Source organism: Trichormus variabilis 0441 (assembly GCF_009856605.1).
Lineage (GTDB): Bacteria > Cyanobacteriota > Cyanobacteriia > Cyanobacteriales > Nostocaceae > Trichormus > Trichormus variabilis.
On record NZ_CP047242.1, the window covers coordinates 735,975 to 762,818 of the forward strand.

27 protein-coding genes and 1 tRNA gene are annotated in these 26,844 nt (G+C 41.9%); 17 read left to right on the forward strand and 11 right to left on the reverse strand.

What is annotated here, in order from left to right; translation table 11 throughout:
- Positions 1 to 74: 74 nt before the first annotated feature.
- The 8 genes from GSQ19_RS02970 (at position 75) to GSQ19_RS03005 (ending at position 5,988) form a co-directional block, all read left to right on the forward strand.
- Complete coding sequence (locus GSQ19_RS02970) at positions 75 to 1,001, forward strand: carbohydrate ABC transporter permease (protein ID WP_011321303.1); 927 nt, start codon at positions 75 to 77, stop codon at positions 999 to 1,001.
- A 208-nt stretch (positions 1,002 to 1,209) separates the two neighbouring features.
- A tRNA-Asn gene (locus GSQ19_RS02975) sits at positions 1,210 to 1,284 on the forward strand.
- Between the two features lie 373 nt (positions 1,285 to 1,657).
- Entirely contained in the window at positions 1,658 to 2,206 is a 549-nt protein-coding gene (locus GSQ19_RS02980) for an RNA 2'-phosphotransferase (RefSeq protein WP_011321304.1), read from the forward strand.
- A gap of 9 nt (positions 2,207 to 2,215) precedes the next feature.
- The gene (locus GSQ19_RS02985) at positions 2,216 to 2,797 is read left to right on the forward strand and encodes a YdeI/OmpD-associated family protein (RefSeq protein ID WP_011321305.1); all 582 of its coding nucleotides are present in this window, start codon (positions 2,216 to 2,218) and stop codon (positions 2,795 to 2,797) included.
- Positions 2,798 to 2,845: 48 nt separating this feature from the next.
- Complete coding sequence (locus GSQ19_RS02990; protein WP_041457058.1) at positions 2,846 to 4,372, forward strand: slipin family protein; 1,527 nt, start codon at positions 2,846 to 2,848, stop codon at positions 4,370 to 4,372.
- A 206-nt stretch (positions 4,373 to 4,578) separates the two neighbouring features.
- Positions 4,579 to 4,887: an RNA-binding regulator gene (gene rbp, locus GSQ19_RS02995; protein WP_010994915.1), complete on the forward strand. Its 309-nt coding sequence runs from the start codon at positions 4,579 to 4,581 to the stop codon at positions 4,885 to 4,887.
- Positions 4,888 to 5,017: 130 nt separating this feature from the next.
- Complete coding sequence (gene rpsU, locus GSQ19_RS03000) at positions 5,018 to 5,206, forward strand: 30S ribosomal protein S21 (RefSeq protein ID WP_010994916.1); 189 nt, start codon at positions 5,018 to 5,020, stop codon at positions 5,204 to 5,206.
- 359 nt (positions 5,207 to 5,565) lie between these two features.
- Entirely contained in the window at positions 5,566 to 5,988 is a 423-nt protein-coding gene (locus tag GSQ19_RS03005) for a type II toxin-antitoxin system RelE/ParE family toxin (protein WP_011321307.1), read from the forward strand.
- Between the two features lie 353 nt (positions 5,989 to 6,341).
- Here the strand turns inward: GSQ19_RS03005 and GSQ19_RS03010 are convergent, their stop codons facing one another.
- On the reverse strand, positions 6,342 to 7,982 hold the full coding sequence (locus tag GSQ19_RS03010) for an adenylate/guanylate cyclase domain-containing protein (protein ID WP_011321308.1): 1,641 nt from the start codon (positions 7,980 to 7,982) through the stop codon (positions 6,342 to 6,344).
- Between the two features lie 448 nt (positions 7,983 to 8,430).
- Between GSQ19_RS03010 and GSQ19_RS03015 the strand changes: the two genes are divergently transcribed.
- Positions 8,431 to 9,915: a VanZ family protein gene (locus GSQ19_RS03015; protein WP_011321309.1), complete on the forward strand. Its 1,485-nt coding sequence runs from the start codon at positions 8,431 to 8,433 to the stop codon at positions 9,913 to 9,915.
- Positions 9,916 to 9,977: 62 nt separating this feature from the next.
- Here GSQ19_RS03015 and ylqF read toward each other — a convergent pair whose 3' ends face one another.
- The 5 genes from ylqF to rpsO form a co-directional block, all read right to left on the reverse strand.
- Entirely contained in the window at positions 9,978 to 10,859 is an 882-nt protein-coding gene (gene ylqF, locus GSQ19_RS03020) for a ribosome biogenesis GTPase YlqF (RefSeq protein WP_011321310.1), read from the reverse strand.
- A gap of 94 nt (positions 10,860 to 10,953) precedes the next feature.
- Positions 10,954 to 11,337 (reverse strand): VOC family protein, encoded by a 384-nt coding sequence (locus tag GSQ19_RS03025; protein WP_011321311.1) that lies wholly within the window; start codon positions 11,335 to 11,337, stop codon positions 10,954 to 10,956.
- A 116-nt stretch (positions 11,338 to 11,453) separates the two neighbouring features.
- Positions 11,454 to 12,512, reverse strand: coding sequence for a 3-deoxy-7-phosphoheptulonate synthase (gene aroF, locus GSQ19_RS03030; RefSeq protein WP_011321312.1), 1,059 nt, complete (start codon positions 12,510 to 12,512; stop codon positions 11,454 to 11,456).
- A gap of 430 nt (positions 12,513 to 12,942) precedes the next feature.
- On the reverse strand, positions 12,943 to 13,413 hold the full coding sequence (locus GSQ19_RS03035; RefSeq protein WP_011321313.1) for a PAM68 family protein: 471 nt from the start codon (positions 13,411 to 13,413) through the stop codon (positions 12,943 to 12,945).
- 12 nt (positions 13,414 to 13,425) lie between these two features.
- Positions 13,426 to 13,695, reverse strand: coding sequence for a 30S ribosomal protein S15 (gene rpsO, locus GSQ19_RS03040; RefSeq protein ID WP_011321314.1), 270 nt, complete (start codon positions 13,693 to 13,695; stop codon positions 13,426 to 13,428).
- Positions 13,696 to 13,992: 297 nt separating this feature from the next.
- Here rpsO and GSQ19_RS03045 point away from each other — a divergent pair, with 297 nt between their 5' ends.
- From GSQ19_RS03045 to GSQ19_RS03055, 3 genes are all read left to right on the forward strand, one after another.
- On the forward strand, positions 13,993 to 14,535 hold the full coding sequence (locus GSQ19_RS03045) for a universal stress protein (RefSeq protein WP_011321315.1): 543 nt from the start codon (positions 13,993 to 13,995) through the stop codon (positions 14,533 to 14,535).
- A gap of 118 nt (positions 14,536 to 14,653) precedes the next feature.
- Positions 14,654 to 15,148: a bidirectional hydrogenase complex protein HoxE gene (hoxE, locus tag GSQ19_RS03050; protein WP_011321316.1), complete on the forward strand. Its 495-nt coding sequence runs from the start codon at positions 14,654 to 14,656 to the stop codon at positions 15,146 to 15,148.
- A gap of 210 nt (positions 15,149 to 15,358) precedes the next feature.
- The gene (locus GSQ19_RS03055) at positions 15,359 to 16,966 is read left to right on the forward strand and encodes a NuoF family protein (protein ID WP_011321317.1); all 1,608 of its coding nucleotides are present in this window, start codon (positions 15,359 to 15,361) and stop codon (positions 16,964 to 16,966) included.
- A gap of 80 nt (positions 16,967 to 17,046) precedes the next feature.
- On the opposite strand, the gene GSQ19_RS03060 is transcribed toward GSQ19_RS03055, so the two are convergent.
- Entirely contained in the window at positions 17,047 to 17,328 is a 282-nt protein-coding gene (locus tag GSQ19_RS03060) for a type II toxin-antitoxin system RelE family toxin (RefSeq protein ID WP_011321318.1), read from the reverse strand.
- An 8-nt stretch (positions 17,329 to 17,336) separates the two neighbouring features.
- On the reverse strand, positions 17,337 to 17,606 hold the full coding sequence (locus tag GSQ19_RS03065) for a type II toxin-antitoxin system prevent-host-death family antitoxin (RefSeq protein ID WP_011321319.1): 270 nt from the start codon (positions 17,604 to 17,606) through the stop codon (positions 17,337 to 17,339).
- A 317-nt stretch (positions 17,607 to 17,923) separates the two neighbouring features.
- Here GSQ19_RS03065 and hoxU point away from each other — a divergent pair, with 317 nt between their 5' ends.
- From hoxU to GSQ19_RS03090, 5 genes are all read left to right on the forward strand, one after another.
- Entirely contained in the window at positions 17,924 to 18,640 is a 717-nt protein-coding gene (hoxU, locus tag GSQ19_RS03070) for a bidirectional hydrogenase complex protein HoxU (RefSeq protein WP_011321320.1), read from the forward strand.
- Between the two features lie 114 nt (positions 18,641 to 18,754).
- Positions 18,755 to 19,351, forward strand: a complete 597-nt coding sequence (locus GSQ19_RS03075) for a DUF3122 domain-containing protein (protein WP_011321321.1) — start codon at positions 18,755 to 18,757, stop codon at positions 19,349 to 19,351.
- A 72-nt stretch (positions 19,352 to 19,423) separates the two neighbouring features.
- Positions 19,424 to 19,969: an NADH-quinone oxidoreductase subunit B family protein gene (locus GSQ19_RS03080; protein WP_011321322.1), complete on the forward strand. Its 546-nt coding sequence runs from the start codon at positions 19,424 to 19,426 to the stop codon at positions 19,967 to 19,969.
- An 81-nt stretch (positions 19,970 to 20,050) separates the two neighbouring features.
- Entirely contained in the window at positions 20,051 to 20,650 is a 600-nt protein-coding gene (locus GSQ19_RS03085) for a CBS domain-containing protein (RefSeq protein WP_011321323.1), read from the forward strand.
- Positions 20,651 to 20,728: 78 nt separating this feature from the next.
- Positions 20,729 to 22,192, forward strand: a complete 1,464-nt coding sequence (locus GSQ19_RS03090; protein WP_011321324.1) for a Ni/Fe hydrogenase subunit alpha — start codon at positions 20,729 to 20,731, stop codon at positions 22,190 to 22,192.
- A gap of 75 nt (positions 22,193 to 22,267) precedes the next feature.
- Here the strand turns inward: GSQ19_RS03090 and GSQ19_RS03095 are convergent, their stop codons facing one another.
- The 3 genes from GSQ19_RS03095 to GSQ19_RS03105 form a co-directional block, all read right to left on the reverse strand.
- A complete protein-coding gene (locus GSQ19_RS03095) occupies positions 22,268 to 22,825 on the reverse strand; it encodes a RidA family protein (protein WP_011321325.1) in 558 nt (185 codons plus the stop codon).
- Between the two features lie 121 nt (positions 22,826 to 22,946).
- Complete coding sequence (locus GSQ19_RS03100; protein ID WP_011321326.1) at positions 22,947 to 23,822, reverse strand: GNAT family N-acetyltransferase; 876 nt, start codon at positions 23,820 to 23,822, stop codon at positions 22,947 to 22,949.
- Positions 23,823 to 23,934: 112 nt separating this feature from the next.
- Positions 23,935 to 26,691, reverse strand: coding sequence for a bifunctional acetate--CoA ligase family protein/GNAT family N-acetyltransferase (locus GSQ19_RS03105; protein WP_011321327.1), 2,757 nt, complete (start codon positions 26,689 to 26,691; stop codon positions 23,935 to 23,937).
- Positions 26,692 to 26,844: the final 153 nt, after the last annotated feature.

The following is a 26,844-nucleotide window of genomic DNA, read 5'->3' on the forward strand; positions in this document are numbered from 1 at the left end:
CTCCTGCGCAATCAGTGGCAACTGTTCGTGTAAGATAAATTAGCTTTGGTAGATAGCAGAGATAGAACGCTTTTATGAATCAATTGACGGTTAAAGATTGGATACTCATCAAGCGGCGGCTGACTCCCTATCTGTTCTTGCTACCTGCTTTGATTTTGTTGGGGTTAACAGTCTTTTGGCCGGCATTGCAAGCGTTTTACCTGAGTTTTACTAGCTACGAAGACCTGAGCCAACCACCCCAGTGGATAGGGATTAAAAACTTTCTTCGGTTGTGGAAAGATGCTGTTTTCTGGAAAACTTTAGAAAATACATTTCTTTATCTTGTCGCTGTAGTGCCGATTTTGGTGATTGCGCCTTTAGGGTTGGCAATCTTAGTGAATCAAAAACTACGCGGAATTAATTGGTTTAGAGCCGCGTACTACACACCAGTAGTAATTTCTATGGTGGTCGCAGGTATCGCTTGGAAATGGCTATACGCCGAAAATGGTTTACTTAATCAGTTGCTCAAAACAATTGGTCTTTTCCCAGAAGGTATTCCCTGGCTCACTACTTCCGCTAAAGTTTTCGGTATTGTGCCAATCTCCCTAGCCAGTGTCATGGCTGTGACGATATGGAAAGGACTAGGCTATTACATGGTGATTTATCTAGCTGGGTTGCAATCAATTCCCGCAGATGTGTATGAAGCCGCCGCCATTGATGGCTCAGATGGTATTAGTAAACATTGGGATATTACCATCCCTTTAATGAAACCCTATTTAGCACTAGTAGCGGTAATTTCCGCGATTTCTGCTACTAAGGTATTTGAGGAAGTTTACATCATGACTCAAGGGGGGCCGCTCAATAGCTCGAAAACCATTGTTTATTATCTCTATGAGCAAGCCTTTAGTAATTTAGAAATTAGCTACGCCTGCACCATTGGACTAGTACTATTTTTGATAATTTTAGCTTTGTCAGTTTTGCGGTTAGTGATTAGTCAACCAGGGGGAGACGGTCTAGTTTAATACTGAGACTACCGCCTTAAATTTTCCTATGCTACATTAAGTTACAAGATAGTAATATATTTGCCGAGCTATGGTTTGGGTTCTGTATACCCAACTGGTGCGCCAACCTCTGGATTGAGCGTATACCGCAAAGTAATAGGTTACTGTTTTGCACCGTTTGATAAGGCCAGTGGCAGAGCCGATAAAGCTTATGCTACATCAAACAACGCGAAAGTTAGCTCACTGGTAGAGCGATCGACTGTTAATCGATTTGTTGTAGGTTCGATTCCTATACTTTCTCCCAACCCTGTCAGGGTCAAAAGACACTACTCTGCAAAAGTAGCCCATTTAACTTTAGAAAAACTCTGTGATGTAGGTTTACTATTGGTCATCACCAGGTGATGTTCAATAGTAGCAGTGAAGAAGCTAGAGCGGATGTTCTCTCTCTAACTTGAGTATGTTCCTTCGGTTTCCTATTTAGGCAAACTGAACGACATATTTGATGCTGTTGTCTATTTCTAGATGACCCTTGGGTACTCTAGACGCAAGTAGCAGCAATCTTAATCCAGTTTTGGAGACACATTCGCCCGCAACTGAACTGTAAACACCTACATTTGCAGAGTTTTAAAATATCATGTAGTATAATACTACATATAGTGAATTGAAATTGAGAGACGATGGAGCAAGCACGTCAAGTCAAAATCAGCAAATTCTTAAGTAAGCATTTGCGTCATACACCAGAACGCCTTGGTTTGGTTTTGGCTCCTGGCGGTTGGGTAGCAGTTGATGAGTTACTATCTGCTTGTGCATCCCATCAATTTCCTATTTCTCGTGCAGACTTGGAACAGGTTGTATCTAACAATGATAAGCAGCGCTTCTCATTCGATGAAACTGCAACTAAAATTCGAGCCAATCAGGGACATAGTGTGGAAGTAGATTTGCAACTACAACCACAACTTCCACCACCAATTCTTTATCACGGTACAGGTGAAAAATCAGTACCAGCAATCTTAAAATCTGGATTGCTGAAAATGTCACGTCACCATGTGCATTTATCTAAAGATATAGAAACTGCCCGAACAGTAGGAATACGGCATGGTAAACCAGTTATATTTTCTGTTGATGCTATGGTTATGTATCAATCAGGATTTACTTTTTATTGTTCAGATAATGGGGTTTATTTAGTGGATCATGTTCCACCTGAGTATTTACATATGATGAATTAAGTTATTCTAATGCCAAACTTTGATAATCAATTACAAACATTCCAGGCCAGCGATCGCCAAGAATGGCGGGAATGGTTGACACAAAACTATCAAACATCAATTGGGGTATGGCTAATTTACTACAAAGTCAAAAGTGGTAAACCGAGTATTAAATATAATGAGGCAGTCAAAGAAGCCTTATGTTTTGGTTGGATTGACAGTAAAGTTAAATCCTTGGACAAAGAACGTTATATGCAGATATTTACCCCCCGAAAACCGAAGAGTGGATGGTCAAAATTAAATAAGCAATATATCCAAGAACTTACTCTGCAAGGTTTGATTACCGAGGCTGGTTTAGCGAAGATTACAGTTGCAAAACAAGACGGTTCATGGACTATCTTAGATGCAATAGAAGCATTAATTATTCCCGATGACTTACAACAAGCCTTAGCAGCTAATGAAACAGCTAGTACATATTTTTTAGGATTAAGTAGCTCATCGAAGAAAAATATTCTTTTACGGCTTGCCAGCGCTAAACGTCCGGAAACAAGGCTGAAGCGAATTGAGGAAACTATAAATTTAGCATTACAAAACAAAATCACCAAGTTATAAATGTCTTGGAATTGAATCAAATTATCTGAGTTTTTTATGCAAATTGATATGTGGAAATATTTTTATATTAAACCTAACGAAATCGGCATTTTATATCATCGGAGTGATTTCAAAAAAATCTTACAGCCGGGGACTTACATTTATTTTGGTAGGCATTGGCAAGTTAAAACTTATGATCTCAATCAGCCTGAAGCTAAGATTGAGAACTTGGAATTATTACTAAGAAATCATGGTGCAGAATTACAGGAGTATTTGCTAGTAGTTAGGACAGGATTTAATCAAGCTGCTTTAGTCAGGTGTGGTCAAATTTGGCTTAGTGTTTTACCTAATCAATTGCGGGTATTTTGGCGTGGTTTTATAGAGGTACAAGCTCATTTTTTCAATTTGGAAACAAGTTTGGAATTACCTGCTGAGTTTGTGCAGCAAGTAAGGGGAATTGCTTTGAGTGGAATCAAGAAATTCCCAATTTCTGAGTATGAGCTTGGTTTGCTGTATGTGCAGAACAACTTTGTGCGATCGCTCTCTACCGGAGAGTACGCTTTTTGGTCGATTGATCGGGATGTTTCTGTGCGGACTATCAGTCGTCTTGTCCCTAATCCAGACTTTCCCTTAGAAGAAATATTGATTGAGCGACACCCTGATTTTGTGGCTACTTATTGCGAAACGGTACAGTTACAAAGTCAACAAGTAGCGATCGCTCGTTATCAAGGTAAAGTCATTGCTATCCTACCACCAACCAGCCGCAAGCTATTCTGGCAAGACGTGGAAGTAGAAGTAATTGACATCAGCACCGATGCTAAATTGCCAACTTCCCTTATTGGTGAGTTAGTGTCTGGTTCACGAGAGGTTGTAGCCTTGAGCCACAATTACTTACACCTTTGTGAAGTACCACCACAACACATTGGCTTGTTATACATTAATCAAGAGTTTCAAACACAACTCCCTTCAGGGAAACACGCCTGGTGGGTGTTTGGACGTTCTTGGCAAACGGAAGTCTTTGACCTACGTCAACAAACTTTGGAAGTATCCGGGCAAGATATCCTCACCAAGGATAAAGTACCCTTACGCTTGAACTTAACTGCTGGCTACCGCCTTCTTGACCCCTTGAAAGCCAGAAACAGCTTATCAGATATTCTCAACTATTTGTATAAAGAATTGCAGTTTGCCTTACGTGGTGCTGTGGGGGAGAGGAGTTTGGATGCTTTACTGGAGGATAAAGGCACAATTGATAGAAGTATTTTTGAGTATATTCGTCAGAAAACTGCCGACTATGGAATCGAAGTAGATTCTGTTGGAGTGAAAGATATTATTCTTCCCGGCGAAATTAAAACTATTTTGAGCAAAGTAGTGGAAGCCGAAAAAGCTGCCCAAGCTAACGTAGTTCGTCGTCGTGAAGAAACAGCCGCCACTCGCAGTATGTTGAATACCGCCAAGGTCATGGAAGATAACCCCGTAGCCTTGCGTTTAAAGGAATTGGAGGTGTTAGAGCGAATTGCCGAGAAGATTGAGAAAATACAAGTAAATGGCAGCTTGGACAGCATTTTGACGGAATTAATTCGGATTAATCGCAATTAAACGCTATATTTTCGATAATTTACAATCCTACGTAACTAATTATCTAAGATAGATGCAGAGAATTGGCTTCTATGTCATCCTAGAAAAGGAGAGTTAATTCGGTGAGTATCTTTGTTTTTAGTATTGACGGGCTTTTCCCTTTTAGTATTTACAGGCTTTTCTCCGAAATTTACATCTCTAGACAGTAACAATTTTGGAGACCATCGATGTCAATTTATGTAGGCAACCTCTCTTACGAAGTTACCCAAGACACCTTAAGTGCCGTTTTTGCAGAATACGGTACTGTAAAGCGTGTTCAACTACCTACTGACCGCGAAACAGGACAACCACGGGGTTTTGGTTTTGTGGAAATGGGAAGTGAAGCTGAAGAAGCAGCCGCTATCGAAGCTCTTGATGGTGCTGAATGGATGGGACGTGACCTAAAAGTTAACAAAGCCAAGCCCAGAGAAGACCGAGGTCCTTCTGGTGGTAATCGGGGAGGATACGGTGGAGGCGGTGGACGCAACCGCTACTAAGCTTTAAAAGCTGAAATTTTTGTAGCCGATTTTCAGATTAGACAAAGAGTACGCCTTTTTTTTAAACTTGAGTCAACTGGACGGCTTACCATTATGAGCCATTAATTAAGCTAATTTAGCAGGAGAGATAATGACCCAAATAGTAGTGGGTGAGAATGAACACATTGAGTCAGCCTTACGCCGATTCAAGCGAGAAGTTTCCAAAGCGGGAATTTTCCAAGACATGAGGAAACACCGTCACTTTGAAACGCCTATTGAAAAAAGCAAGCGCAAAAAACTCGCCTTGCACAAACAAAGCAAAAGACGTTTCCGTACCTAAAGGATGACATAGAGACAAAAGAAAACCCTCATAGTGCTTATGAGGGTTTTCTTTTGGCGATTTAGCTCAGAAGAGGAAAAATTCAGCAATAAGTACTTCTAACTGGACAGCTGATGCACGATATCAAAGTTTGGTAGGGTACGTCAGTACAACAGAACCTAAATATACTCGGAAACTCTTTATACTGACGCACCCTAAATTTTGAATATTTTTTATCTGGAAGTCCCTTGGCAAAGATAATAATTTTCATTGTGATGTAAAGAAAATAGCCTTACACAAGAAAATTGTTGAAGTGAGTGGTTCTTTTATTTACTTGCTATACTGTTGAAAATATATGTCTCATTATCAATAATAGATAAGTGTGGAACGTTGAATTTCATGATGAGTTTGAATCAGAATTTGATGATTTACCTGAAGAAGTACAAGATGAACTAAGCGCTACAGCACAGCTATTAGAAGAATTTGGTTCACAGCTCAAACGTCCTCATGCTGACACGCTCAACGGTTCCCAATACAGCAATATGAAAGAGTTGAGGTTTAATGCTGATGGTGGTGTTTGGCGTGTAGCGTTCGCTTTTGATCCAAAAAGGCAAGCAATCTTACTCGTAGCAGGTGATAAATCAGGTGTTAGCCAAAAGCGTTTTTACAAGGAATTAATCAAAAAAGCTGATGCTCGATATAAAAGTCATCTTTTAAAGTTAGAAAAGGATTCAGCACAAGATGGGAAAGAGCTTAAGAGACAAAATCAAAGAACTACCAATAGAACGCCAGAAAAAGATTGAAGCACGCGCTCAGGAGTTGATAGCGCAAGAGCTTAAGAGACAAAAAATGAAGCAAGAAAAATACAGAATGAGAAAGTCAGGAGTTTTTTCTAGCAGAGAAGTAGCTGTTCTTAGAAAAATTCAAGAGCAGGTGTTAGTTTAATACAGCAAAATAATTAAGTCTCAAGGTTGTTATCAAGGATATGCTGAAAACCCCATATCTTTTCACAATGATGGCTAGAACTTACGCAGGTATCACATAATATACGTCGTGTAGGGTGCGTCAGACGGCTCAAATGCTGTCAATAAAAATATTCTTGATATCTGACGCACCCTACTAATATGCCAGTTGCGTAAGTGTTGAGGACACGTAACTAATGATTAATAATAGTTGTGACGTGTTGTAGCTTTGTTTGATACACCTTGACTAATCTATCAATTCCTTTAAAACGATAATCTCCCATTTTTTGAAAATCATAACGTTGTGAAAGTAATTCATAAGTGGCTTCACTAATGACGCATTCGCTAGGTGGACACACTGCTTCCATACGCGCAGCTAAATTAATTGTTCCGCCTAAGGCTGTGTACTCTACCCTTTGAGAACTACCAACATCCCCAACAACAGCCTTACCACTGTTAATGGCTATACGTAACTGTAGCGGTTCTTGCCAGAAACCATTGGCGTTGAGATGTTCCATCCGAATAAGCATACCTTTAGCCGCAGCAGTGGCGCGATCAGCGTGGTCTGCTTGGGGTTCGGGCGCGCCAAAAAATGCCATGATACAATCACCGATATATTTATCTAAAGTGCCGCCACAGGCAAACACTTCTTGTAACATCTCTTCAAATAAGTTATTTAATAATTGAGCGATCGCTGTTGGTGTTAATCTTTCGGAAATAGCTGTAAATCCCACTAAATCAGCAAACAAAATACTGATTTCGCTTTCCGCCGGCGGTAAGCGACCATCTGGTAAACCACCAATAGAAATCAATTGTTGGACGACGGCCGGAGAATGATAACGTTCTAGGCGATGGCGAATGACTTCTTCTGTTTTCAGTTTCTCTGCTAATAACCAACGTTGGACGCTAGAAGCCACAAGATTTGCCAAAGCGGAAAAAAAGCTGAGTTCTTCTTCGCCATCTCTCTCCCAGTGATAAGAAGACAAATGAGCATCAGCATAAAGCACGCCTACAACTTTATTTTCATCCCATAACGGTACAGCCATCGCGCTACGAATGCCTTTGAGTAAAATGCTGTGTTCACTAGAAAACCGCTCATCTTTGTGAGTGTCAGCAGTTTGGATGACGATTTTTTCTTCAAATACCTTTTGACAGATACTACGACTAATCCAACTAGCATCAGCTAATAAATATTGCTGTTGAGTTTTACTTCTAGTACCAGCGTTGACTAGCTCTAGATGACCGCAACCATTGACATCAATTAATAATGCTAAACGGTCAATACTACCGAGGTAACGAAACACAACCTGTTGTACCTGAAAAAAGATTTCCTCGATGGATGCAGCTGCACACAGATTTTTGGCGATGTCTACTAAGTCCTTAAGCCGGGCAATTGTTTTATTCTTATTGCTGATGTCACCATCATCACTATTAGCTTCTATCCATTGTTGTTGTAGTTGCTTGGCACTGCGAAAAATGGTTCTCTGTTCGCCAACATCAGAAACTGGTACTGGCTCAATCGAGACTACTGTTACAGGTTTTTGAAACATCACGACTAAATTCACATTCCCCAACCAAATGACATCACCATGCTGCAACTGTCGTGGATGGCTAACAATGCTTTGATTAACTTGTGTTCCGTTTTTACTACCCAGATCCTCAATTATCCATTTACCATCAGCTTTTTTTACCAATTGAGCGTGCTTACGAGAAACACCAGCGAACGGTAAGTATAAATTACATTCCGGCAACCGACCAATTGTGAACACATCTCGATTCACGGTAACAGTTGTTTCCGTATCTCCTTGTTGTAGGCGTAAAGTCAGTTCAGTCATGGGTGTAATATATGTATCCTGACAGATGGGAACACAAAGTTGTCTAAGGCAAAGAATAGAAGGATAGTCTTTACCTTTTCTTTATGGCACTCTTAATGAAGATCGACAACTATATGTAGTAAATATTACGCATCTATTATATTGAAAAGTTTTTAAAGCTCTATGAGAGGCGACTCAGAGAAATTACTTAATTTCCTCTGAATATGATCTGTATATATAGGAAATAATCTCATTTTGTCTTGGGTTATACAATGTTTATCACTAACCAAAATAAAAGCCACATTTTAAGTATAAGCAAGTATCTTTATTTTTAATTTATAATATCTTCATATAAAAAATACATTTATTTGATCAGAATTTTATTTGAGCAAATAATATTAGAAGAGCGTCAGAATTATCTCAATCTATATACTGAGTATTCATCAGTAATTATTAACAATTATTCCTTATGGTGAGAAGCCAACAAAATCCGCAAAAATATAATTGGATATTTTTCCTTGTTAGCGTTTTTATTGTATTAATAGCTACTCTTTACCCATTTAATTTTTCAAAAATAGTAAAATTTTCAATTACTGAAATTATCGCTAGCTTTAATAATTCAAGCTCCTTCCAAGACCAGGTGAATAATATTTTATTATTTCTACCCGTGGGTTGGACTTTCGGTAACTTATGCCAAAATTCGATCAAAAAAATTACATTACAAATTTTCTTCGTAATTTTGGTTAGCTTTGGCTTGTCATTAACAGTTGAATTTCTCCAGATATTCTTACCCTCTAGAAGTCCTACGCCTGCTGATTTATTGAATAATAGTTTAGGAGGCTTATTTGGGTTTATTGGTTTTTCTATATGGAATGCAAAAAGCTTTAGTAGTACAGTAGAAAAACTAGAGTCAAGTCGAGTGAGTAAATCATCTAAACTAATTATTTGTTTTTTCTGTGGTTATTTAGTTTTGACATTGTTTATCTCACTATTCTGGCAAGGTACAACTAATTTAAGTAATTGGGATAGTAATTATTACTTGAGTGTTGGTAATGAAATTACAGGTAATAAAGCATGGGCAGGATATGTATCGGAAATCTCTATTGTTGATAGAGCTATATCCAAAAATGAGGCATCACAAACTTTAGCTGATGCCAATTACTTGCATAAGCTCGGTAATTCTTTAGTAGCTCACTATAAACTGAATGGTGAATGTTGCTATCAAGACCAAACAGGTAATCAGCCAGAGCTATTATGGCAAGGAAGGTCTGCCAGTACATCAAAAAGCCAAGGTGCATTTTTAGATGCTCATCATTGGTTGAAAACATCGACTCCTGTCAGCCATCTTAGCCAAAGAATGAGTCAGACATCGGAGTTTACTATTAGTACAGCGATCGCCACTAGTAATCTAAACCAGAAAGGCCCAGCACGAATTATCTCTGTTTCTGGTAGTTCTCAACGCCGCAATTGGACGCTAGGACAGCAGGGAAATAGCCTAGACTTCCGCTTACGTACACCACTTACGGGAGAAAATGGGACGGAATTGAAATTAAATATACCTAATGTCTTTACGGACACTTACCTTCATCATCTTGTTATCACCTATTCCAGAGGTAATATCCAAATATATGTAGATAAGCTAGAAAATTTTCATTCTTTTAGCTTGCTGGATTTAATTCCCAAAGAGCAGCGAATTTTTTATTATGCACTCACTTTCATGCCTTTAGGAATAGGTTTAGGAATAATCACTTTCCTAGCTAGAAAAAAATTAATATTTTATAGAATTTTATTTTATAGTGGAATTCTGATACCTTCTTTGATGTTAGAAGGTATTTTAGTTAGTGAAAGTGGCAAAGATTTCAGTATCAAACACCTACTGCTTGGTATCTCTTTTACAGCAGTGACCATGATATTTTTGAGAATCCGGGCAGCTAGACTAAAAACGATCAGTTAGTGGTCAACCCATTCGGGAATTCAAAATTCAAAAAAGGTCAGCAGTATTTTAATTCCTGCGATTTACATTGGTGGTAACTCTAAAGGTAAAGTTCCCAATAAGCCTTTGCGATAGTCAGTTAATAATTGCCTTGCCGTTCTTTCCACATCCCCCTTGTGGCGATATTCTGCTAGAGCGTGTAAATACCCTTCTCCTGTGTGGGGTGTAGGGTCGAGTTCGTACCGTGCGTATAGGGGTGATCTTGGTAATAACTCACCGGCTTGTTCTTGGAGTGAATTGACTATATCAATCAAGGCCGCAGCTACTAGCTGATTGTCATAAGATGCTTGACCAATATCGTCACAAATTGCTAGTTTCACTGCTGCTTCTTGATTACCCAATTTAACGGGGATGACTCCGGGAGCATCCAACAGTTCTAACTGGTCAGAAATTCGCACCCAGCGTAGTTGACGTGTTACACCAGGACGAGCAGCACTTTCTACAACGCGTTTTCCTAATAAACGGTTGATTAAGGCTGACTTACCAACGTTAGGAAAGCCGATAACCACTGCACGCACTGCGCGAGGTAGCATTCCTCTATCGCGTCTTCTTTGATTCAGTTCTACCCCTGCGGCTTGGGCTGCTTTTGCCACACCAGCCACACCTTGACCGTGTTGGGCATTAGTACAATAAGGGACTTCGCCGCGATTTTGGAAATAATCTATCCACAGAGATCGCACCTGTGGAGGTATCATATCTAATCGGTTTAACACCAAAATTCGCGCCTTATTTCCCACCCACTCGTCTATTTGTGGATGATGAGTAGCCAAAGGAATCCGCGCATCTCTAACCTCAAATACCACATCTACCCGCGATAGCTGTTCTTTAAGATTCTTTTCCGCTTTGGCAATATGCCCCGGATACCATTGAATTAAATTTAATTTGTAGTTATCAGTTAAGCCCATAATTTGAGGGAGTAGGGAGTATTAATCAATTCAAAATTCAAAATTCAAAATTAAAGACAGCCACGCACAAGGGACGCGGTTTTGAACCTCACTTCTAATTATTACCTGTGATGGCTTGATGTAAAATCAGACGGTTACCATCTGGGTCGTAGGCGTAAATTTCTCTGCCGTGGGAGGCGATCGCAATTTCTCCTGGTGGGGGATAACCTAAATCGGTGATATGTGCGATCGCTGCTTCTAAATTACTGACTTCTAAACACAAACTCACTTTACTTTTAGTTGAATTGTGAAATTCGGACTCGTGAGTCTGTTTAGGTTGAAAAATACCTAATCGCATTCCAGCAACAAGAAACTCGGCATACACATTGGGTATGGAAGTTATTGGTTGTTGTTCTAAGAAGTTAGTGTAAAAGGTCACCAATTGATTAATATTGAGTGTGGCGAGAGTGATTAGTGCATCTGTATAGTGGAAACCCATAATTATTGATGAATATAGCGTCTGCCATTGAGTCGCTAGATTAGAAGTCACAGGAGTATCAATTATGCTCAATACCCCTGTTGATTTTCGCGCTTTGATTAACTTATTAATGCAGTTTATGCAGTTACAACTGCTGGTTGTGGCCAGCGTCCTACAGCTTTACCAATGACTGCTAATTCCTGCATTAAGCGGTCAAAATGTTCTGGTGTGAGGGATTGCGGCCCGTCGGATAGGGCTTTTTTGGGATTGGGGTGTACTTCAATCATCAAAGAATCAGTACCAGCTGCGATCGCTGCCATCGCCATTGATGGTACATACTCAGCCCAACCAGTACCATGACTGGGATCAATCATAATTGGTAGGTGAGTTAATTTCCTCAATACTGGAACTACCGACAAATCTAAAGTGTTACGTGTATATTGACGGTCAAAAGTACGAATACCTCGTTCACATAAAATTACATTAGGGTTACCTGCTGCTAGAACGTACTCGGCTGCCATCAACCAATCTTCGATAGTAGCTGCCATCCCTCGCTTCAGTAATACTGGTTTTGGCTGCGCCCCTACTTTTTTCAGTAGGGAGAAATTCTGCATATTTCTTGCACCTACCTGGATAACATCAGCCACTTCTGCAATAATATCCAGTTCCGACGCGTCCATCACTTCGGTGATGATACCTAAGCCGCTAACATCCCGCGCCTTTGCCAACAATTCCAAAGCACTTTCGCCGTGACCTTGAAAAGCGTAAGGTGAAGTACGGGGCTTATATGCACCACCGCGTAAAAACTTAGCGCCGGCTGCCTTGACGCGCTGCGCCGTCTCAATAATCATTTCCTCATTTTCGACGGAACAGGGACCAGCAACCACCACTAAAGCTTGGTTTTCACCAAATACGACTGGACCATCTGGAGTATTAACAACTACTTCCGAGGCTTCACCGTGACGATATTGGCGGCTAGCGCGTTTATAAGGCAGTTCTACCCGTAATACTTGCTCAATCCAAGGGCTAACTTCTTGGATTTGTAAGGGGTCTAAATCGGCGGTTTCACCTACTAAGCCAATTACTACTTTGTGTTTGCCGATAATTTTTTCTGGTGTCAGCCCCCAACTGGTTAATTCATCATTAATCCGGTTGATTTCCACTTCTGGGGAACCGACTTTCATGACTACTATCATATAAAAATCCCTATTTATATAGTGATCAGTTCTCAGTCACCTTAGAGGTTGTTTGAAAAGTATTATTTTAAACATCAAAATCTTAAGAACCTAACCCCCCTAGCCCCCATTCCCTACAAGGGAATGGGGGTTTCAAAGCCTCTCTCCGCTTCGGGGAGAGGTTTGGAGAGGGGTCTTTATTATCATTCATAACTTTTCAAACATCGTCTTAGTTCTTATATATTAATTGGTGACTTCCTCAAAGGTTTAAATATAGGTTTAATAAATATAAAAAACACAAGCGCTCAGTGCCTTTGTGACTGCCTATTGGGTTGAGTTGATGATTCTTAATTTTTCCTTAGTAATGTTGAAGTTATTCAAGTGTAAACTTCAACATCGACTCCAAAACTTACCCAACAAGACAGTTATCTGAACACTTGAGCGCCGTTTTTCACACCTTTTTTTGCCGCGTTTCACGCCAACCTTCTACCATTCGTCCCCAGTTGGTGCCAAATTCACCTAAACCCAAGAGACTACCAGTTCTTTCTTCATCCCAAGAGGCAGATAGGACACCATAAGTGATCCCCAGAACCCCCAAACCAAAAAACCCCATATTCACCAATAAAACAGCGATGGGAGCTAGTTGGATATCAGAATAAATGGTCAGCAGGTAACTAGAAACTAAAGTAGTGATACCCAAAGCTGTTGGTATACCGCAGAATGCCGCTACACGGCGGATCATCCTTTGGCTTACCACTTGGGGAATTGCCATCTCTTCTTTAGTATAAGGTAGCTGCTTTTTGTCCTGCTTGTCGGCTTCTTTTAGCTGTACTGGTGGCTTACTGGGAGCTTTTGCAGGTTTTTGGCGCTTTTTTTTTGGTTCAAAAGGCAAACGACTGCGTTCAGATTCTTCAGCAGGCATAAACGGTAGTCCCTATCCACGAATACCAAGACGACTAATCAAAGCCTGATATTTTTCCCGACTTTCTTGTTGCAAGTAAGCCAAAAGGCGCTTGCGATGACCAATCAGTTTTAATAATCCCCGGCGAGAAGAATGGTCTTTTTTATTGGCTTGTAGATGCTCGCTGAGGCGGTTAATCCGTTCAGTCAGCATAGCGATTTGGACATCGGTAGAACCGGTGTCAGTTCCGTGAACTTGGTAGTTATTAATTATTTCTTGTTTGCGCTGTTGCGTCAGAGCCATGATTGATTCAATTTATATTCATTCTAAATGTATGCAGCAGTCTCCCATCATATCACAGCCCTTAATTTGTGTGGTGTTTTGCAGAAATATAGGGGCTAGTAGTTCACCAACCTTGAATAGGGGAGTGTAGGGGAAGTGGGGAAGCAGGGGAAGAAAGATATTTTTTCGGTGCTATTAAGCTGGGATGGTTTCCCCTCACAAGTTCCTCAAATTATTCTTCTATAAACAAGATATAAGGTCAAAACTTGAGTTATGAGTGGGGAGTAATTTTTTACTCCCCACACCTCAGAGGTAGATATGTTAAAAAAAATTTTAGTTGCATTGGATCGCTCCGACATAGGGCAGCAAGTTTTTGAACAAGCGCTGGTTTTAGCAAAAGCAACACAAGCCAAATTATTATTGCTGCACGTCCTATCTCCGGAAGAAGAAGGCAGTCCGCATATACCGATGGTGTCTGGTTATGACTACTATCCTGGTTTAAACGGTCAAAGTTTTGAGTTATACCAAAAACAATGGGACACCTTTAAAAATGAGGGTGTACGGATGTTGCAAACTCTGTGTGCCAAAGCAAATACCCAAGGAGTTTCCACTGAATTTTCCCAAACCCTGGGCAACCCTGGCCGCACCATCTGTAAATTAGCTACTAATTGGAATGCTGATTTAATTGTGATGGGACATCGGGGCTTATCCGGTGTCAAAGAATTATTCCTTGGTAGTGTCAGTAATTACGTCCTGCACCATACCCCTTGTTCAGTGCATATAGTACATGATTTAGGCAGAGTTAAAGATACAGAACCAGTGCAGGATCCAACTCAAGAACCGCAGCCATTGCCTGCATAGTTAGAAATAGGGGTGTAGGGGTATAGGGGTAAATCTTTCTTTTCCTCATACCCTCATACCCTCATACCCTCCCTCATACCCTCACACCCTCACACCTAGTAAAGACCTCAAATTACCCATGACTACCACAACGCCGCCTCATCCCCATCCCAGTGGTGATAAACGCTTGAAGATGCTGGATGCAGCTATCAAGCGTCACCAGTATCAGCAAGACGCATTAATTGAAATTCTTCACAAAGCCCAAGAACTGTTTGGCTATTTAGAAAACGACTTATTACTTTATATTGCCCATAGCTTGAAGCTACCGCCTAGCCGAGTGTATGGAGTAGCAACTTTCTATCATTTGTTTTCCCTAGCGCCCCAGGGAGTCCATAGTTGTGTGGTGTGTACGGGTACGGCTTGTTATGTGAAAGGCGCACAAGCAATTTTGACTGATTTGGAAAAGTCTACTCGCATTCATGCTGGGGAAACTACTGCGGATGGTCAATTATCACTGCTAACGGCACGGTGTTTGGGTGCTTGTGGGATTGCTCCGGCTGTGGTTTTTGATGGCAAAGTATTAGGTAATCAAACCCCAGAATCAGTGAGTGAGCGTGTGCAAGGATGGCTATGAGCAATTCAAAATTCAAAATTCAAAATTAAGAAAGTCAGATTTGATTTTGGTTTTCAGGTTGATATCTGTAGGACTTATAGTCCATAGCCAATAGTCAAAATTAAGGTTTTTGGACTGTGGACTATTGACTATTGACCACCCTCAGAAGTTTTTTTGGTTCAGTGCGTAAATCCTAATGTGTTGCCTTGTTTTGGGGAGTTGAGAGAAAACATGGAACTGAATGAATTACTAGATATTGGCAGACAGGAACGCTCTCAACAGAAACCAGTGCAGATTCGTTGCTGTACGGCGGCTGGTTGTTTGTCTGCGAATTCGCAAGCGGTTAAACAACAATTAGAAGAGGCAGTGAAAGCTGAAGGTTTGGAGGATGGGGTACAAGTCGCTGGTGTTGGTTGTATGCGCTTGTGTTGTCAGGGGCCTTTGGTGGAGGTAGAGGGGAGTGGGGAAGAAGAGACGACACAAAAGCTTTACGGGAAGGTTAGGTCTGAGGATGCGTCAGTGATTGTTGGTACTTTAAGAGGGAAAGCGGCACAATTGTCAGTTGTTGACTTAAAACAGCCATTTTTTACTTATCAAGCGCCAATTGTTTTAGAGAACAGTGGCAAAATTGACCCGGAAAGGATTCAAGCTTATATTGCGGCTCAAGGTTATCAGGCGCTTTACCAAGTGTTGCGGGAGATGACACCGGCGGGAGTTGTAGACAGTGTTAACCGTAGTGGTTTGCGGGGGCGTGGTGGTGCTGGCTATCCCACGGGTTTGAAATGGGCAACGGTGGCTAAGGCGAAGGGAGAGCGCAAATTTGTCATCTGTAACGCGGATGAGGGAGACCCAGGGGCTTTCATGGATAGGAGTGTGTTGGAAAGTGATCCGCATCGGGTGTTGGAGGGAATGGCGATCGCTGCCTATGCTGTGGGTGCTAGTCAAGGTTATATTTATGTTAGGGCAGAATATCCCATTGCTATCAAACGCCTACAAACTGCTATTCATCAAGCCCAAAGGCTCGGTTTGTTAGGTAGTAATATATTTGAGTCTCCCTTTGATTTTAAAATCGATATCCGCATTGGTGCGGGGGCTTATGTCTGCGGTGAAGAAACAGCCTTGATGGCTTCCATTGAGGGTAAACGCGGTGTCCCTCATCCCCGTCCTCCTTACCCGGCTGAGTCTGGTTTATGGGGTTATCCTACTTTAATTAATAACGTCGAAACATTCGCCAATATTGCCCCCATCATTCGTAAAGGTGCGGACTGGTTTGCTAGTATCGGTACGGCTAAAAGTAAGGGGACGAAGGTTTTTGCTCTGGCTGGTAAGATTCGCAACACGGGTTTAATTGAAGTGCCGATGGGTACATCCTTACGGCAAATAGTCGAACAGATGGGTGGTGGTATTCCCGATGGTGGTGTTGCTAAAGCTGTACAAACAGGCGGCCCTTCTGGGGGATGTATTCCCGCTTCTGCTTTTGATACTCCTGTAGACTACGAATCTTTAACTAACTTGGGTTCTATGATGGGTTCTGGCGGGATGATTGTTATGGATGACACCACCAACATGGTAGATGTTGCCCGATTTTTCATGGAATTTTGTATGGATGAATCTTGTGGTAAGTGTATTCCTTGCCGGGTGGGAACTGTGCAGCTACATGGATTATTGAGCAAGATTCGGGAAGGTAAGGCTTCATTTGCTGACTTAGAACTGTTAGAAGAACTGTGCGATATGGTGAAAAATACCAGCTTGTGTGGTCTTGGTCAGTCTGCACCTAATCCGGTATTTAGTACATTACGTTACTTTCGTGATGAATATTTGGCGTTGATAGCCGAGTGAAAGGATGAATTTGTCGGACTAAGAGTTTTAAAATTAAAATTTTATGATTTCATCCCACATTTATGCAATGCCGTAAATTCTTACCCCAGCAAACGTTTGAGTTGTTTGTATACTTCATCATCGTTACGTTTACCAACTAAAATCACTTCAACTAAATCTGCATCTGGATCAAAGCGGTAAACAATACGATATTCTCTCGAATCTACGCGATAGTATCCAGGATAACCAGTTAATTCTTTATAGTCTGCGGGTAGGGGGTCAATATTGAGCGACATGACTTTTTTGGCGATGTGAGCAGCTATTTTAGGCTGTAAACCTTTGAGAAATTCGAGAACTGTTTCTAAACCGTCTAATTTTTCCATACTGTAAATTAGTCATCAAGCGCTGCTAAACGTTCGAGTTCTGCGGTAAAAATTTCTGAGCCTATCATGTTAGATTTAGCCACAGCCATTTGTGCTTGTTGACCTAAAATCAAATCTTCTAATTGGGTAATTCGATTCATTAATTGCTCGTAATTTTCTACTGACATAATCACGTAACTAGATTGTGACTCACTTGTCAGGATGATGGGTTCGGTTGTAGCTTGTTGTAGGGCATCACTGTGGAGATTTTGGATTTCTTGAAGGGGAAACTGGCGCATTTTCAAGTTTTACTTAATGCTTTTTTAGTTATTTTAACAAGTGGGTTATTGATATTTCTGTTAAGTCTGATTATCCTAACACCTTGCGAAAAAATAAACGCGAACTGACTAGTCAGCGCTTCACAATCGCACATCTTTACACAAGCAAAAGGCGATCGCACTTTCCGCCTTAAAGATTTCTGAAGCTTTCCTCTGTTTTCTTGTCGCTATTTTCCTTGACCTTCACAAGTTCCTCAAACTCTTCACCTATAACTCAAGGTGTGAGTGATGAATTATGACACCAACCAAAGGCTAATTCTCAACCGGGGCTAAGAGCAATGTCAGTCAAGACTTTAACAATTAACGACCAACTCATTAGCGCTCAGGAGGAGGAAACCTTACTACAAGCAGCGCAGGAGGCGGGGATTCATATTCCTACACTGTGCCATTTAGAAGGTGTTGGTGATGTGGGTGCTTGTCGGCTGTGTTTGGTGGAAGTTGCTGGTAGTAACAAATTGTTGCCTGCTTGTGTGACGAAAGTTGCTGAAGGGATGGAAGTTTCCACAAATAGCGATCGCCTACAAAGATACCGTCGTACAATTGTCGAAATGCTTTTTGCCGAAGGTAATCATATTTGCTCGGTTTGCGTGGCTAACAATAATTGCGAACTGCAAGACTTAGCCATTGAAATGGGTATGGATCATGTGCGATTAGAATACCATTTCCCTAACCGCAAAGTTGATATTTCTCACGATCGCTTTGGGGTTGACCATAACCGTTGTGTACTTTGTACTCGCTGCATCCGTGTTTGTGACGAAATCGAAGGCGCACACACTTGGGATATGGCAGGTAGAGGAACAAATTCTCATGTAATTACCGACCTCAGCCAACCTTGGGGAACTTCCGACACTTGTACTTCCTGCGGTAAATGCGTCAATGCTTGCCCCACAGGAGCTATATTTTACCAGGGTTCTAGTGTTGGGGAAATGAAACGCGATCGCGCCAAACTCGATTTTTTAGTTACAGCACGGGAAAAACAACAATGGAACCTTTAGAGAGAGATGGGGAAGGAAAAGAGGCAGGGGCGCAGGGGGCGGGGAGCAGAGGGGAAACATTTCTTAAAGTCCCTTCTCTTCCCTCGTCTCTAAGAAAACCAGGAGGTGAAACTGATGGGCAAAACTACCAGACAAGCAACAATCAGAAGCAACAAGAAGACTCGATTCCCATTGTCGATGTGCTTATCTCCGACTTCTTTCAAAACTCTGTTTTGGTGGCTGCTATTGTTGGGGATAATGACGCTATATATATTCCTGGGTTTAGGAAGCCTACCGTCACCAACCCTCTTGGCCAACGCTGCTGTCAATCCGTCAGAAGCAGCATCAAAAGAAATTCTTTATCGCTCACTCACAAAATTAGATGATCAATCAGGACACGTTTGGCAGGTTGTACTGTTTAAGCAAGTTTATCCTGGTCAAGCCGAAACCGTAAATTTGCGGCTGGTAGGCTTTCCCGGTTCTGCCGAGTTGCTTCATCCCCAACCTTTAAAGATTACCACCGCCACAGGTAAAGTTTTGACTGCTGCCGATGTCTTCCTAGATGAAGCACCAGCACCGACTATCGGTCAGTATGACTTTAAGGATATACTGCCCCAACTATCTATAGAACCGTTAGTTTTAAGTATCCCTTTACCCAGCGATACCATCAATATTTCAGTCCCCCAACGCGTTGTTCAAGATTGGCAGAAAGTAATGAATGGGGAGTCATGAGTGCTGAGTAATGAGCTTTTTGAATCTCCCAGTCCCCAATCCCCAATCCCCAATCCCCAATCCCCAATTATTATGTCTCGTTTGAAGTTAGCAACAGTATGGTTAGGTGGATGTTCTGGCTGTCATATGTCCTTTCTTGATTTGGACGAATGGCTGATTGATTTAGCTGCACAGGCAGATGTAGTTTTTAGTCCTTTTGCAGATATCAAGGAATATCCAGAGGGAGTGGATGTAGTATTGGTGGAAGGTGCGATCGCTAATGAAGAACATCTCACCACTATTAAAATTGTCAGGGAACGTTCTCAAATATTAATTTCCTTCGGTGACTGTGCAGTAACAGGTAACGTCACAGCCTTACGTAATCCCTTGGGTAGTGCTGAACCAGTCTTGCAACGCTGTTATATCCAAGCAGTCGATATTAACCCCCAAATTCCTCAAGAACCGGGAATCGTGCCGCCTTTATTAGATAGAGTGACACCTGTACATTCCATAGTTCCAGTAGATATTTATTTACCAGGTTGTCCACCCTCAGCAACCCGAATTAGAGCAGCTTTAGAACCACTATTACAAGGCAAAACACCACATTTATCTGGGCGGGAATTTATTAAATTTGGTTGATATATTGATTTTGAATTTTGTTGGCGTAGGCTATTTTGAATTTTGAATTTTGAATTCCCCGAAGGGGTTAACAGGGTAATTATGTTAAAAGCATCAGACGTTATGACTAAAGATGTGGCTACTATTCGTAGTTCCGCAACCGTAGCTGAAGCCGTGAAATTAATGCGTGCTAGAGATTGGCGAGCGCTAATTGTAGACCGTCGCCACGAACAAGATGCTTATGGGATTATTAGTGAGAGCGATATTGTTTATAAAGTCATTGCTTATGGTAGAGACCCTTATAAAATACGAGTCTACGAAATCATGAGCAAGCCTTGTATCGCTGTTAATCCTGACCTTGGGTTAGAGTACGTAGCTCGACTATTTGCTGATTATGGTCTCCACAGAGCGCCTGTGATTCAGGGTGAATTAGTAGGTATTATTTCCCTAACTGATATTTTGGCTCAGAGTGACTTTCTGGAACAACCCTATACTATTCTTCTAGAACAACAATTACAAGACGAAATTAAAAAAGCTCGTGCTGTCTGCACTCAAAAAGGAATTAATTCTGAAGAATGCGCCGCCGCCTGGGATGTAATTGAGGAAATGCAGGCAGAAATGGCACACCAACGAGCTGAAAAAGTTAGCAAAATCGCCTTTGATGATTACTGCGACGAGTATCCAGAAGCCTTAGAAGCCTAATTGATGAACTGTCAAACTTAGGAGTGCTGAGTCATAAGTCATCGGTCAACAGTCAACCGTCAACTGTCCACAATCCCTATGTCTAAACGAATCGTCATCGACCCCGTTACCCGCATTGAAGGTCACGCCAAGATTAGTATCTACCTGGACGATACTGGACAAGTGAGCGATGCGCGTTTTCATGTCACGGAATTTCGTGGGTTTGAAAAGTTTTGTGAGGGTCGTCCTTTGTGGGAAATGCCGGGAATTACGGCGCGGATTTGTGGTATTTGTCCGGTGAGTCACTTGTTGGCTTCTGCAAAAGCAGGCGATCGCATTTTATCTGTTACCATACCCCCAACAGCAACTAAACTGCGCCGCCTGATGAATTTGGGGCAAATCCTCCAATCCCATGCACTCAGTTTCTTTCACCTCACCGCCCCAGATTTATTGCTGGGAATGGATAGCGACCCCCAAAAGCGCAATATCTTCGGGTTAATTGCAGCTCAACCAGAACTCGCTCGTGGTGGGATTCGTCTGCGCCAATTTGGACAAGAAATTATTGAAGTGTTGGGAGGAGCAAAAATTCACCCAGCTTGGGCTGTTCCTGGTGGTGTACGAGAACCCCTATCTGTTGAAGGGCGGACTCATATACAAGAACGCATTCCTGAAGCCCGGACTATTGCCTTGGATGCGTTGGATAGATTCAAGAAACTGCTCAAAGATTATGAAAAAGAGGTGCAGACTTTTGGTAACTTCCCCAGTTTGTTTATGGGTTTGGTAACACCTGATGGCTTGTGGGAAACTTACGATGGATATATTCGTTTTGTGGATAGTGCAGGTAATATCATTGCGGATAAACTAGACCCCGCACGTTATCAAGAATTTATTGGCGAAGCAGTTCAACCAGATTCTTATTTAAAATCGCCTTATTATCGACCTTTGGGTTATCCTGACCAACATGACCAATGTCGGATAGATAGCGGAATGTATCGAGTAGGGCCGTTAGCTCGGCTGAATATTTGTAGTCACATTGGTACAACTTTAGCAGATCGTGAATTGCGAGAATTCCGGGAACTGACTTCAGGTACAGCTAAATCATCGTTTTTCTACCACTATGCTCGTTTAATTGAAATTCTGGCTTGTATAGAACACATTGAAATGTTACTTGATGACCCAGATATTCTGTCAAATCGATTGCGTTCCGAAGCAGGTGTGAATCAATTAGAAGCCGTTGGTGTGAGTGAAGCACCAAGAGGTACATTATTTCATCATTATCAAGTCGATGAAAATGGCTTACTGCAAAAAGTGAATTTAATTATCGCTACTGGTCAAAATAACTTAGCGATGAATCGCACAGTGGCCCAAATCGCCAGACATTTCATTCAAGGAACAGAAATTCCTGAAGGAATGCTCAATCGTGTAGAAGCAGGAATCCGGGCTTTTGACCCCTGTTTAAGTTGTTCCACCCATGCAGCCGGACAAATGCCATTACACATTCAATTAGTTGCAGCAAATGGAAATATTGTTAATCAAGTTTGGCGAGAAAAATTAGGGGTATAGGGGTTTAGGGGTTTAGGGGTGTAGTATTGAGAACTCTTACACCCTTACACCCTCACACCCCTACACCCTTGTTGATTAATCTTTCTCTGGAATCACCGCATAAGCATCAATTTCAAATAACATCCCGTCAAGTGCAAGTCTAGGAACAGGAATGAGGGTGTTGGCTGGTGGTCGAAATGGCCATAGATTTTGAATTTGTCTCCCTAAGGGAATCAATTTATCTTGAGTATGATCAACTATAAGTACAGTTGTTTTGACAACATCGCTGGGTTTTGCACCAACTGCGTCTAAGGCAAAGCGGAGGTTCTGAAAAGCCCTGATTAACTGTGGTTCAAACTCAGGGGAGACAAGATTTCCTTGCAAATCCGAACCAAATTGACCAGAAATATAGACTGTTCTCGACTTTGCTGGTGTCACAGCTATATGACTATAACCATTTCGGGTTGCATCATATAAGGTTGGTGGGTTCACCAATTGCACATCTTTTTTCTGTTGGGATGTAGCCATTACTCCCTTCTGTGTTCCGAGAACAAAACCAGTACCTAGTCCACTACCTCCAAGCCACAAAAGCGTATTTCGTCGTGATAGTTTTGTTCTTAGTGAATTTACTGCATGGGTAAGACGTTCAGTCATTAAAACTCCTTAAATATGAGTTGTTTGTTTTTCTCATCTCTAGTTATATTATCTTTCTAATTGGAGTAAAAAAGCACTAATAAATATACTGATTTAAGGACACTTACGCAATTTCTCCTTCCTAACACCTCGCAGAACGCGGTAGCATAAATTTCTCCCCTACGGCTGCAAATTGACCACGAATCATCAATACAGTGTCTTCTAATTTATACGGAAATGCTTGTACATTATCGACATCAAGCAGGTCTGGACTAAAGTAAATTTTCACTTCTTCAATTACTTCAGATGTTCTTCCCAAAATCTCTTTTAAAGAGCAGATTTTTGTGGCTACTAAATCAAAGATATGCAGTCGATTGTTCTCTATCTTTATACAAGCAATTAAGTCTAAATCTTCTGCATAATATAAGTCTCTGCTGCCTTCGTTGACAAAGAATACAGGTTTTTCATTAACTACCCCAACTACATGAGAAACTGGTGCGCGTGTTTCTAGAAGTCTATGCAGCAATGCTAAATCTTGGTTGTCTGAAAAATCAAGGATTCTCCAGCCATTTACATTACCTTTGGAACTACATTTCAGATGAAAAATATATTCTTCCACCACCCGAAAACCAAAAGGTAAATGATATTCTGGTTCTGGTGTTGTTAATATTAAAGTTTCATAAATTTGGTCGCAATATTCCAGTACTTCCTCTATCACTTCCCGGTAATAACCTTTTCTCCGAAATTCGGGACGGGTAGCTACTCCGTGGATTCCACCCACTGTTACCCTTTGTCCCATAATTACCATGGGAATTTCCAACACACCTACATGGGTAATAGCTACATCATCATGAAAGCGAATAAACGGGGTAGATGCACTTTCCCAAGATGCGCCTAATTTTCGTCCACGTTCTACTAAATCATTAAGTCCAGGGAATATGACTTCTATCAATTCAAAAAGGCGATCGCTCAAGTTAGGATCACTTGAGAATGACCACTTAAATCGATATTGAAACATATTTGTAGTATTAACTGATTACAACAACTTTATACTACAAAAACTACAGTTTTCTTCTAGCAGTAAGTAACAATAGTTTACAAGAAGAAAACTGTTGACTGTTGACCAATGACTAATGACCAATAACCAATTCCGCTTTCATAACACTTGCTTCGGCGGTGCGTTCTAGCTTAAAACCTAGCTTTTCGCACACTCGCTGCATCCCATAATTATCAGCTAGGATATCGGCTGTGATGCGTTCGATTTGCTCATCGCGTCCAATTTGCAGCAAGCGCCGCAGTAACTCTGCACCTAAACCCTGACATTGATAGCGATCGCTTACTAACATAGCAAACTCGGCTGTCTTTGTCCCATGCAGTTTACTTAACCTCCCAACTGCCAAAATTTCCCCTTGAGACTCTATAACCAAAGCCATTTCTCGGTCATAGTCAATAAAGCAGATGCGGGTGAGTCGTTCATGGGTGATGCGATGACTCAATTTCATCAGGTGGAAGTAACGAAAGTAAACGCTTTCCTCGGAAAGTGTCTTGTGGAATTGTACTAACAACGGCTCATCTTCGGGACGAATTGGACGGATGGTTACGGGAGTCCCGTCTTTCATTGTCCACTGTTCCACATATTGGGTGGGGTAAGGTCGAATTGCTAACTTTGGTAGTTGGTCTTCTGTCACATCTGGTTCATGCAAAACAACCCGTGCATCTAGGGCAATCAGTGAGGAGTTTTCCCCATTCTCCTGCACAGGTGAAGCCAGCAAGGGATTAATATCAATTTCCTTAATCCAACGCTGTTCGACTACCAACCGACTAAACGCCACCATTAGTTGTTCTAGTCCTTCCATATCGACACTTTGCCTTCCCCGCACACCTTTAAGGGCTTTGTAAATCTTGGTGTGTTCCATCATGCGCCGAGCTAAGGTACTATTAAGGGGAGGAAGGGCGATCGCTCGATCTTGAAATACTTCCACTAATTGTCCACCAGCACCAAATAACAACACTGGCCCAAATTGGGGGTCAAGGCTACTCCCAATAATCAATTCGTAGCCATCCATTTTTACCATTGGCTGGACAGTTACACCCAAGAAATGTTCACTACCCACTTTCTGTTCCACCGATGCAGCAATCATCCGATAAGCGCGGCGTACTGCGTCTGCATCGGGGAGGTTTAACTGCACACCACCCACATCAGTTTTATGGGTAATTGTGTGGGAATACAGTTTGACAACGACGGGATAACCAATACTCTCAGCACATTTAATCGCCTCATCCTCAGTTTTAGCCACACAAGTAGCCACAATCGGGATGCCATAGGCTGCTAAAATCTGCTTGGATTCATCTTCAGTTAAAATTGTCCGTTTTGCCTGACGGGCTGTAGAGATAATATTCTCTACTAAATGACGGTCTGGTAAACCAGATGCAGCATCCACAGGTAATACAGGCGTTTCGTAGATACCACGCAGATTGTAGCTAGATTGCCACATATAACTAAACACCCGCGCCGCCGTATCTGGATAAGCATAAGTGGGGATACGTTGACGATTGAGAATAACTTCTCCCGTAGCCACATCTGCACCCCCCATCCAACTTGCCAAAATGGGTTTACCAGCAATTTGGGCGTAGGGTTTCAACTGTTCCGCCGTTTGGGTGGGGTCTGTCATGGCTTGGGGAGTGAGAATCACCAATAAACCATCGCTGTTGGGGTCTTTAGCAGCGATTTCTAAAGCTTGAGTGTAGCGTTGGGGGTCAGCATCACCGAGAATATCAATTGGGTTAGCATGACTCCAGTGTGTAGGTAGGATTTGGTCGAGGGAGGTAATTGTTTCTGGGGAAATGGGGGCAATTTCGCCGCCAGTTTCAATTAACGCATCTGTGGCCAGGACTCCAGGCCCGCCAGCATTAGTCAAAATCGTCAGTCTTGGGCCTTTGGGGCGGGGTTGTTTGGCTAGTACTTCCGCCATATCGAACAAATCAGAAATACTATTTACCCGCAATACCCCACAACGCCGGAAAGCTGCATCTAACACAGCATCACTCCCCGCCAATGCACCAGTATGAGAGGCGGCTGCTTTGGCGGCTGCTTCTGTACGTCCGGCTTTAATCACAATTATTGGTTTGGTGAGTGCAACTTCTCGTGCTGCGGAGATAAAAGACCGCGCATCACCAATTGATTCCATGTATATGACTATACTTTTAGTCTGGGGGTCATCACCAAGATAATAAATCAGGTCGCCCCAACCCACATCTAGCATGGAACCAATGGAGACAAAGGCACTAAAACCGACATTTTCCCGCACACTCCAATCCAGGATGGCGGTACACAGTGCGCCACTTTGACTGAGAAAACCCACATTTCCAGAACGCGCCATTGAACTGGCGAAGGTAGCATTTAGGCCAGTACGGGGACTCATCACACCCAAGCAGTTGGGGCCAATGATGCGAATGTTACCGCGCCGCGCCTCTGCTAAAATCTGCCTTTCTAAAGCTATACCCTCAGCACCAGCTTCTTTAAAGCCAGCAGAAATAATAATTGCCCCTTGCACACCCGCATCCACACACTCAGAAATAATCCCCGGTACTGTGGGTGCTGGGGTAGCGATAATTGCCAAATCTACGGTTTCGGGAATAGACGCAATTGAAGGGTAGGCTTTAATTCCCAAAACACTATGACGTTTAGGATTGACTGGGAAAACAGTACCGCCAAAGGGGTTACTAATCAAGTTCCATAAGATGGTGCGTCCTACACTACCCACCTTTTCGCTAGCACCAATAATGGCGACACTTTGGGGCGCAAAGATGGCATCAAGGGGGTTTAACTTCTCTGCCTGTAAGATATCAGAGGTACGGTCACTGCTTGGCTTGAGAGATTTCTGCATCTATACCTCCAGCATGATAATTTTTAATAGCCTGCGGCTAGCGTAATACTCGCTTTTGACAAGAAGCAAGCTACGTAATTAAGTGTGTAATTACAAATTAGTTAGGCACAACTATCTTGTAGGGTATTATCAATTACGAATTACCTTCGTTTG

Excerpts from the sequence above, each read along its gene's own strand:
- GSQ19_RS02970 (WP_011321303.1), top strand. The coding sequence starts at position 75 with ATGAATCAATTGACGGTTAAAGATTGGATACTCATCAAGCGGCGGCTG.
- GSQ19_RS02980 (WP_011321304.1), top strand. The coding sequence starts at position 1,658 with ATGGAGCAAGCACGTCAAGTCAAAATCAGCAAATTCTTAAGTAAGCAT.
- GSQ19_RS02985 (WP_011321305.1), top strand. The coding sequence starts at position 2,216 with ATGCCAAACTTTGATAATCAATTACAAACATTCCAGGCCAGCGATCGC.
- GSQ19_RS02990 (WP_041457058.1), top strand. The coding sequence starts at position 2,846 with ATGTGGAAATATTTTTATATTAAACCTAACGAAATCGGCATTTTATAT.
- rbp (WP_010994915.1), top strand. The coding sequence starts at position 4,579 with ATGTCAATTTATGTAGGCAACCTCTCTTACGAAGTTACCCAAGACACC.
- rpsU (WP_010994916.1), top strand. The coding sequence starts at position 5,018 with ATGACCCAAATAGTAGTGGGTGAGAATGAACACATTGAGTCAGCCTTA.
- GSQ19_RS03010 (WP_011321308.1), bottom strand. The coding sequence starts at position 7,982 with ATGACTGAACTGACTTTACGCCTACAACAAGGAGATACGGAAACAACT.
- GSQ19_RS03015 (WP_011321309.1), top strand. The coding sequence starts at position 8,431 with ATGGTGAGAAGCCAACAAAATCCGCAAAAATATAATTGGATATTTTTC.
- ylqF (WP_011321310.1), bottom strand. The coding sequence starts at position 10,859 with ATGGGCTTAACTGATAACTACAAATTAAATTTAATTCAATGGTATCCG.
- GSQ19_RS03025 (WP_011321311.1), bottom strand. The coding sequence starts at position 11,337 with ATGGGTTTCCACTATACAGATGCACTAATCACTCTCGCCACACTCAAT.
- aroF (WP_011321312.1), bottom strand. The coding sequence starts at position 12,512 with ATGATAGTAGTCATGAAAGTCGGTTCCCCAGAAGTGGAAATCAACCGG.
- GSQ19_RS03035 (WP_011321313.1), bottom strand. The coding sequence starts at position 13,413 with ATGCCTGCTGAAGAATCTGAACGCAGTCGTTTGCCTTTTGAACCAAAA.
- rpsO (WP_011321314.1), bottom strand. The coding sequence starts at position 13,695 with ATGGCTCTGACGCAACAGCGCAAACAAGAAATAATTAATAACTACCAA.
- GSQ19_RS03045 (WP_011321315.1), top strand. The coding sequence starts at position 13,993 with ATGTTAAAAAAAATTTTAGTTGCATTGGATCGCTCCGACATAGGGCAG.
- hoxE (WP_011321316.1), top strand. The coding sequence starts at position 14,654 with ATGACTACCACAACGCCGCCTCATCCCCATCCCAGTGGTGATAAACGC.
- GSQ19_RS03055 (WP_011321317.1), top strand. The coding sequence starts at position 15,359 with ATGGAACTGAATGAATTACTAGATATTGGCAGACAGGAACGCTCTCAA.
- GSQ19_RS03060 (WP_011321318.1), bottom strand. The coding sequence starts at position 17,328 with ATGGAAAAATTAGACGGTTTAGAAACAGTTCTCGAATTTCTCAAAGGT.
- GSQ19_RS03065 (WP_011321319.1), bottom strand. The coding sequence starts at position 17,606 with ATGCGCCAGTTTCCCCTTCAAGAAATCCAAAATCTCCACAGTGATGCC.
- hoxU (WP_011321320.1), top strand. The coding sequence starts at position 17,924 with ATGTCAGTCAAGACTTTAACAATTAACGACCAACTCATTAGCGCTCAG.
- GSQ19_RS03075 (WP_011321321.1), top strand. The coding sequence starts at position 18,755 with ATGGGCAAAACTACCAGACAAGCAACAATCAGAAGCAACAAGAAGACT.
- GSQ19_RS03080 (WP_011321322.1), top strand. The coding sequence starts at position 19,424 with ATGTCTCGTTTGAAGTTAGCAACAGTATGGTTAGGTGGATGTTCTGGC.
- GSQ19_RS03085 (WP_011321323.1), top strand. The coding sequence starts at position 20,051 with ATGTTAAAAGCATCAGACGTTATGACTAAAGATGTGGCTACTATTCGT.
- GSQ19_RS03090 (WP_011321324.1), top strand. The coding sequence starts at position 20,729 with ATGTCTAAACGAATCGTCATCGACCCCGTTACCCGCATTGAAGGTCAC.
- GSQ19_RS03095 (WP_011321325.1), bottom strand. The coding sequence starts at position 22,825 with ATGACTGAACGTCTTACCCATGCAGTAAATTCACTAAGAACAAAACTA.
- GSQ19_RS03100 (WP_011321326.1), bottom strand. The coding sequence starts at position 23,822 with ATGTTTCAATATCGATTTAAGTGGTCATTCTCAAGTGATCCTAACTTG.
- GSQ19_RS03105 (WP_011321327.1), bottom strand. The coding sequence starts at position 26,691 with ATGCAGAAATCTCTCAAGCCAAGCAGTGACCGTACCTCTGATATCTTA.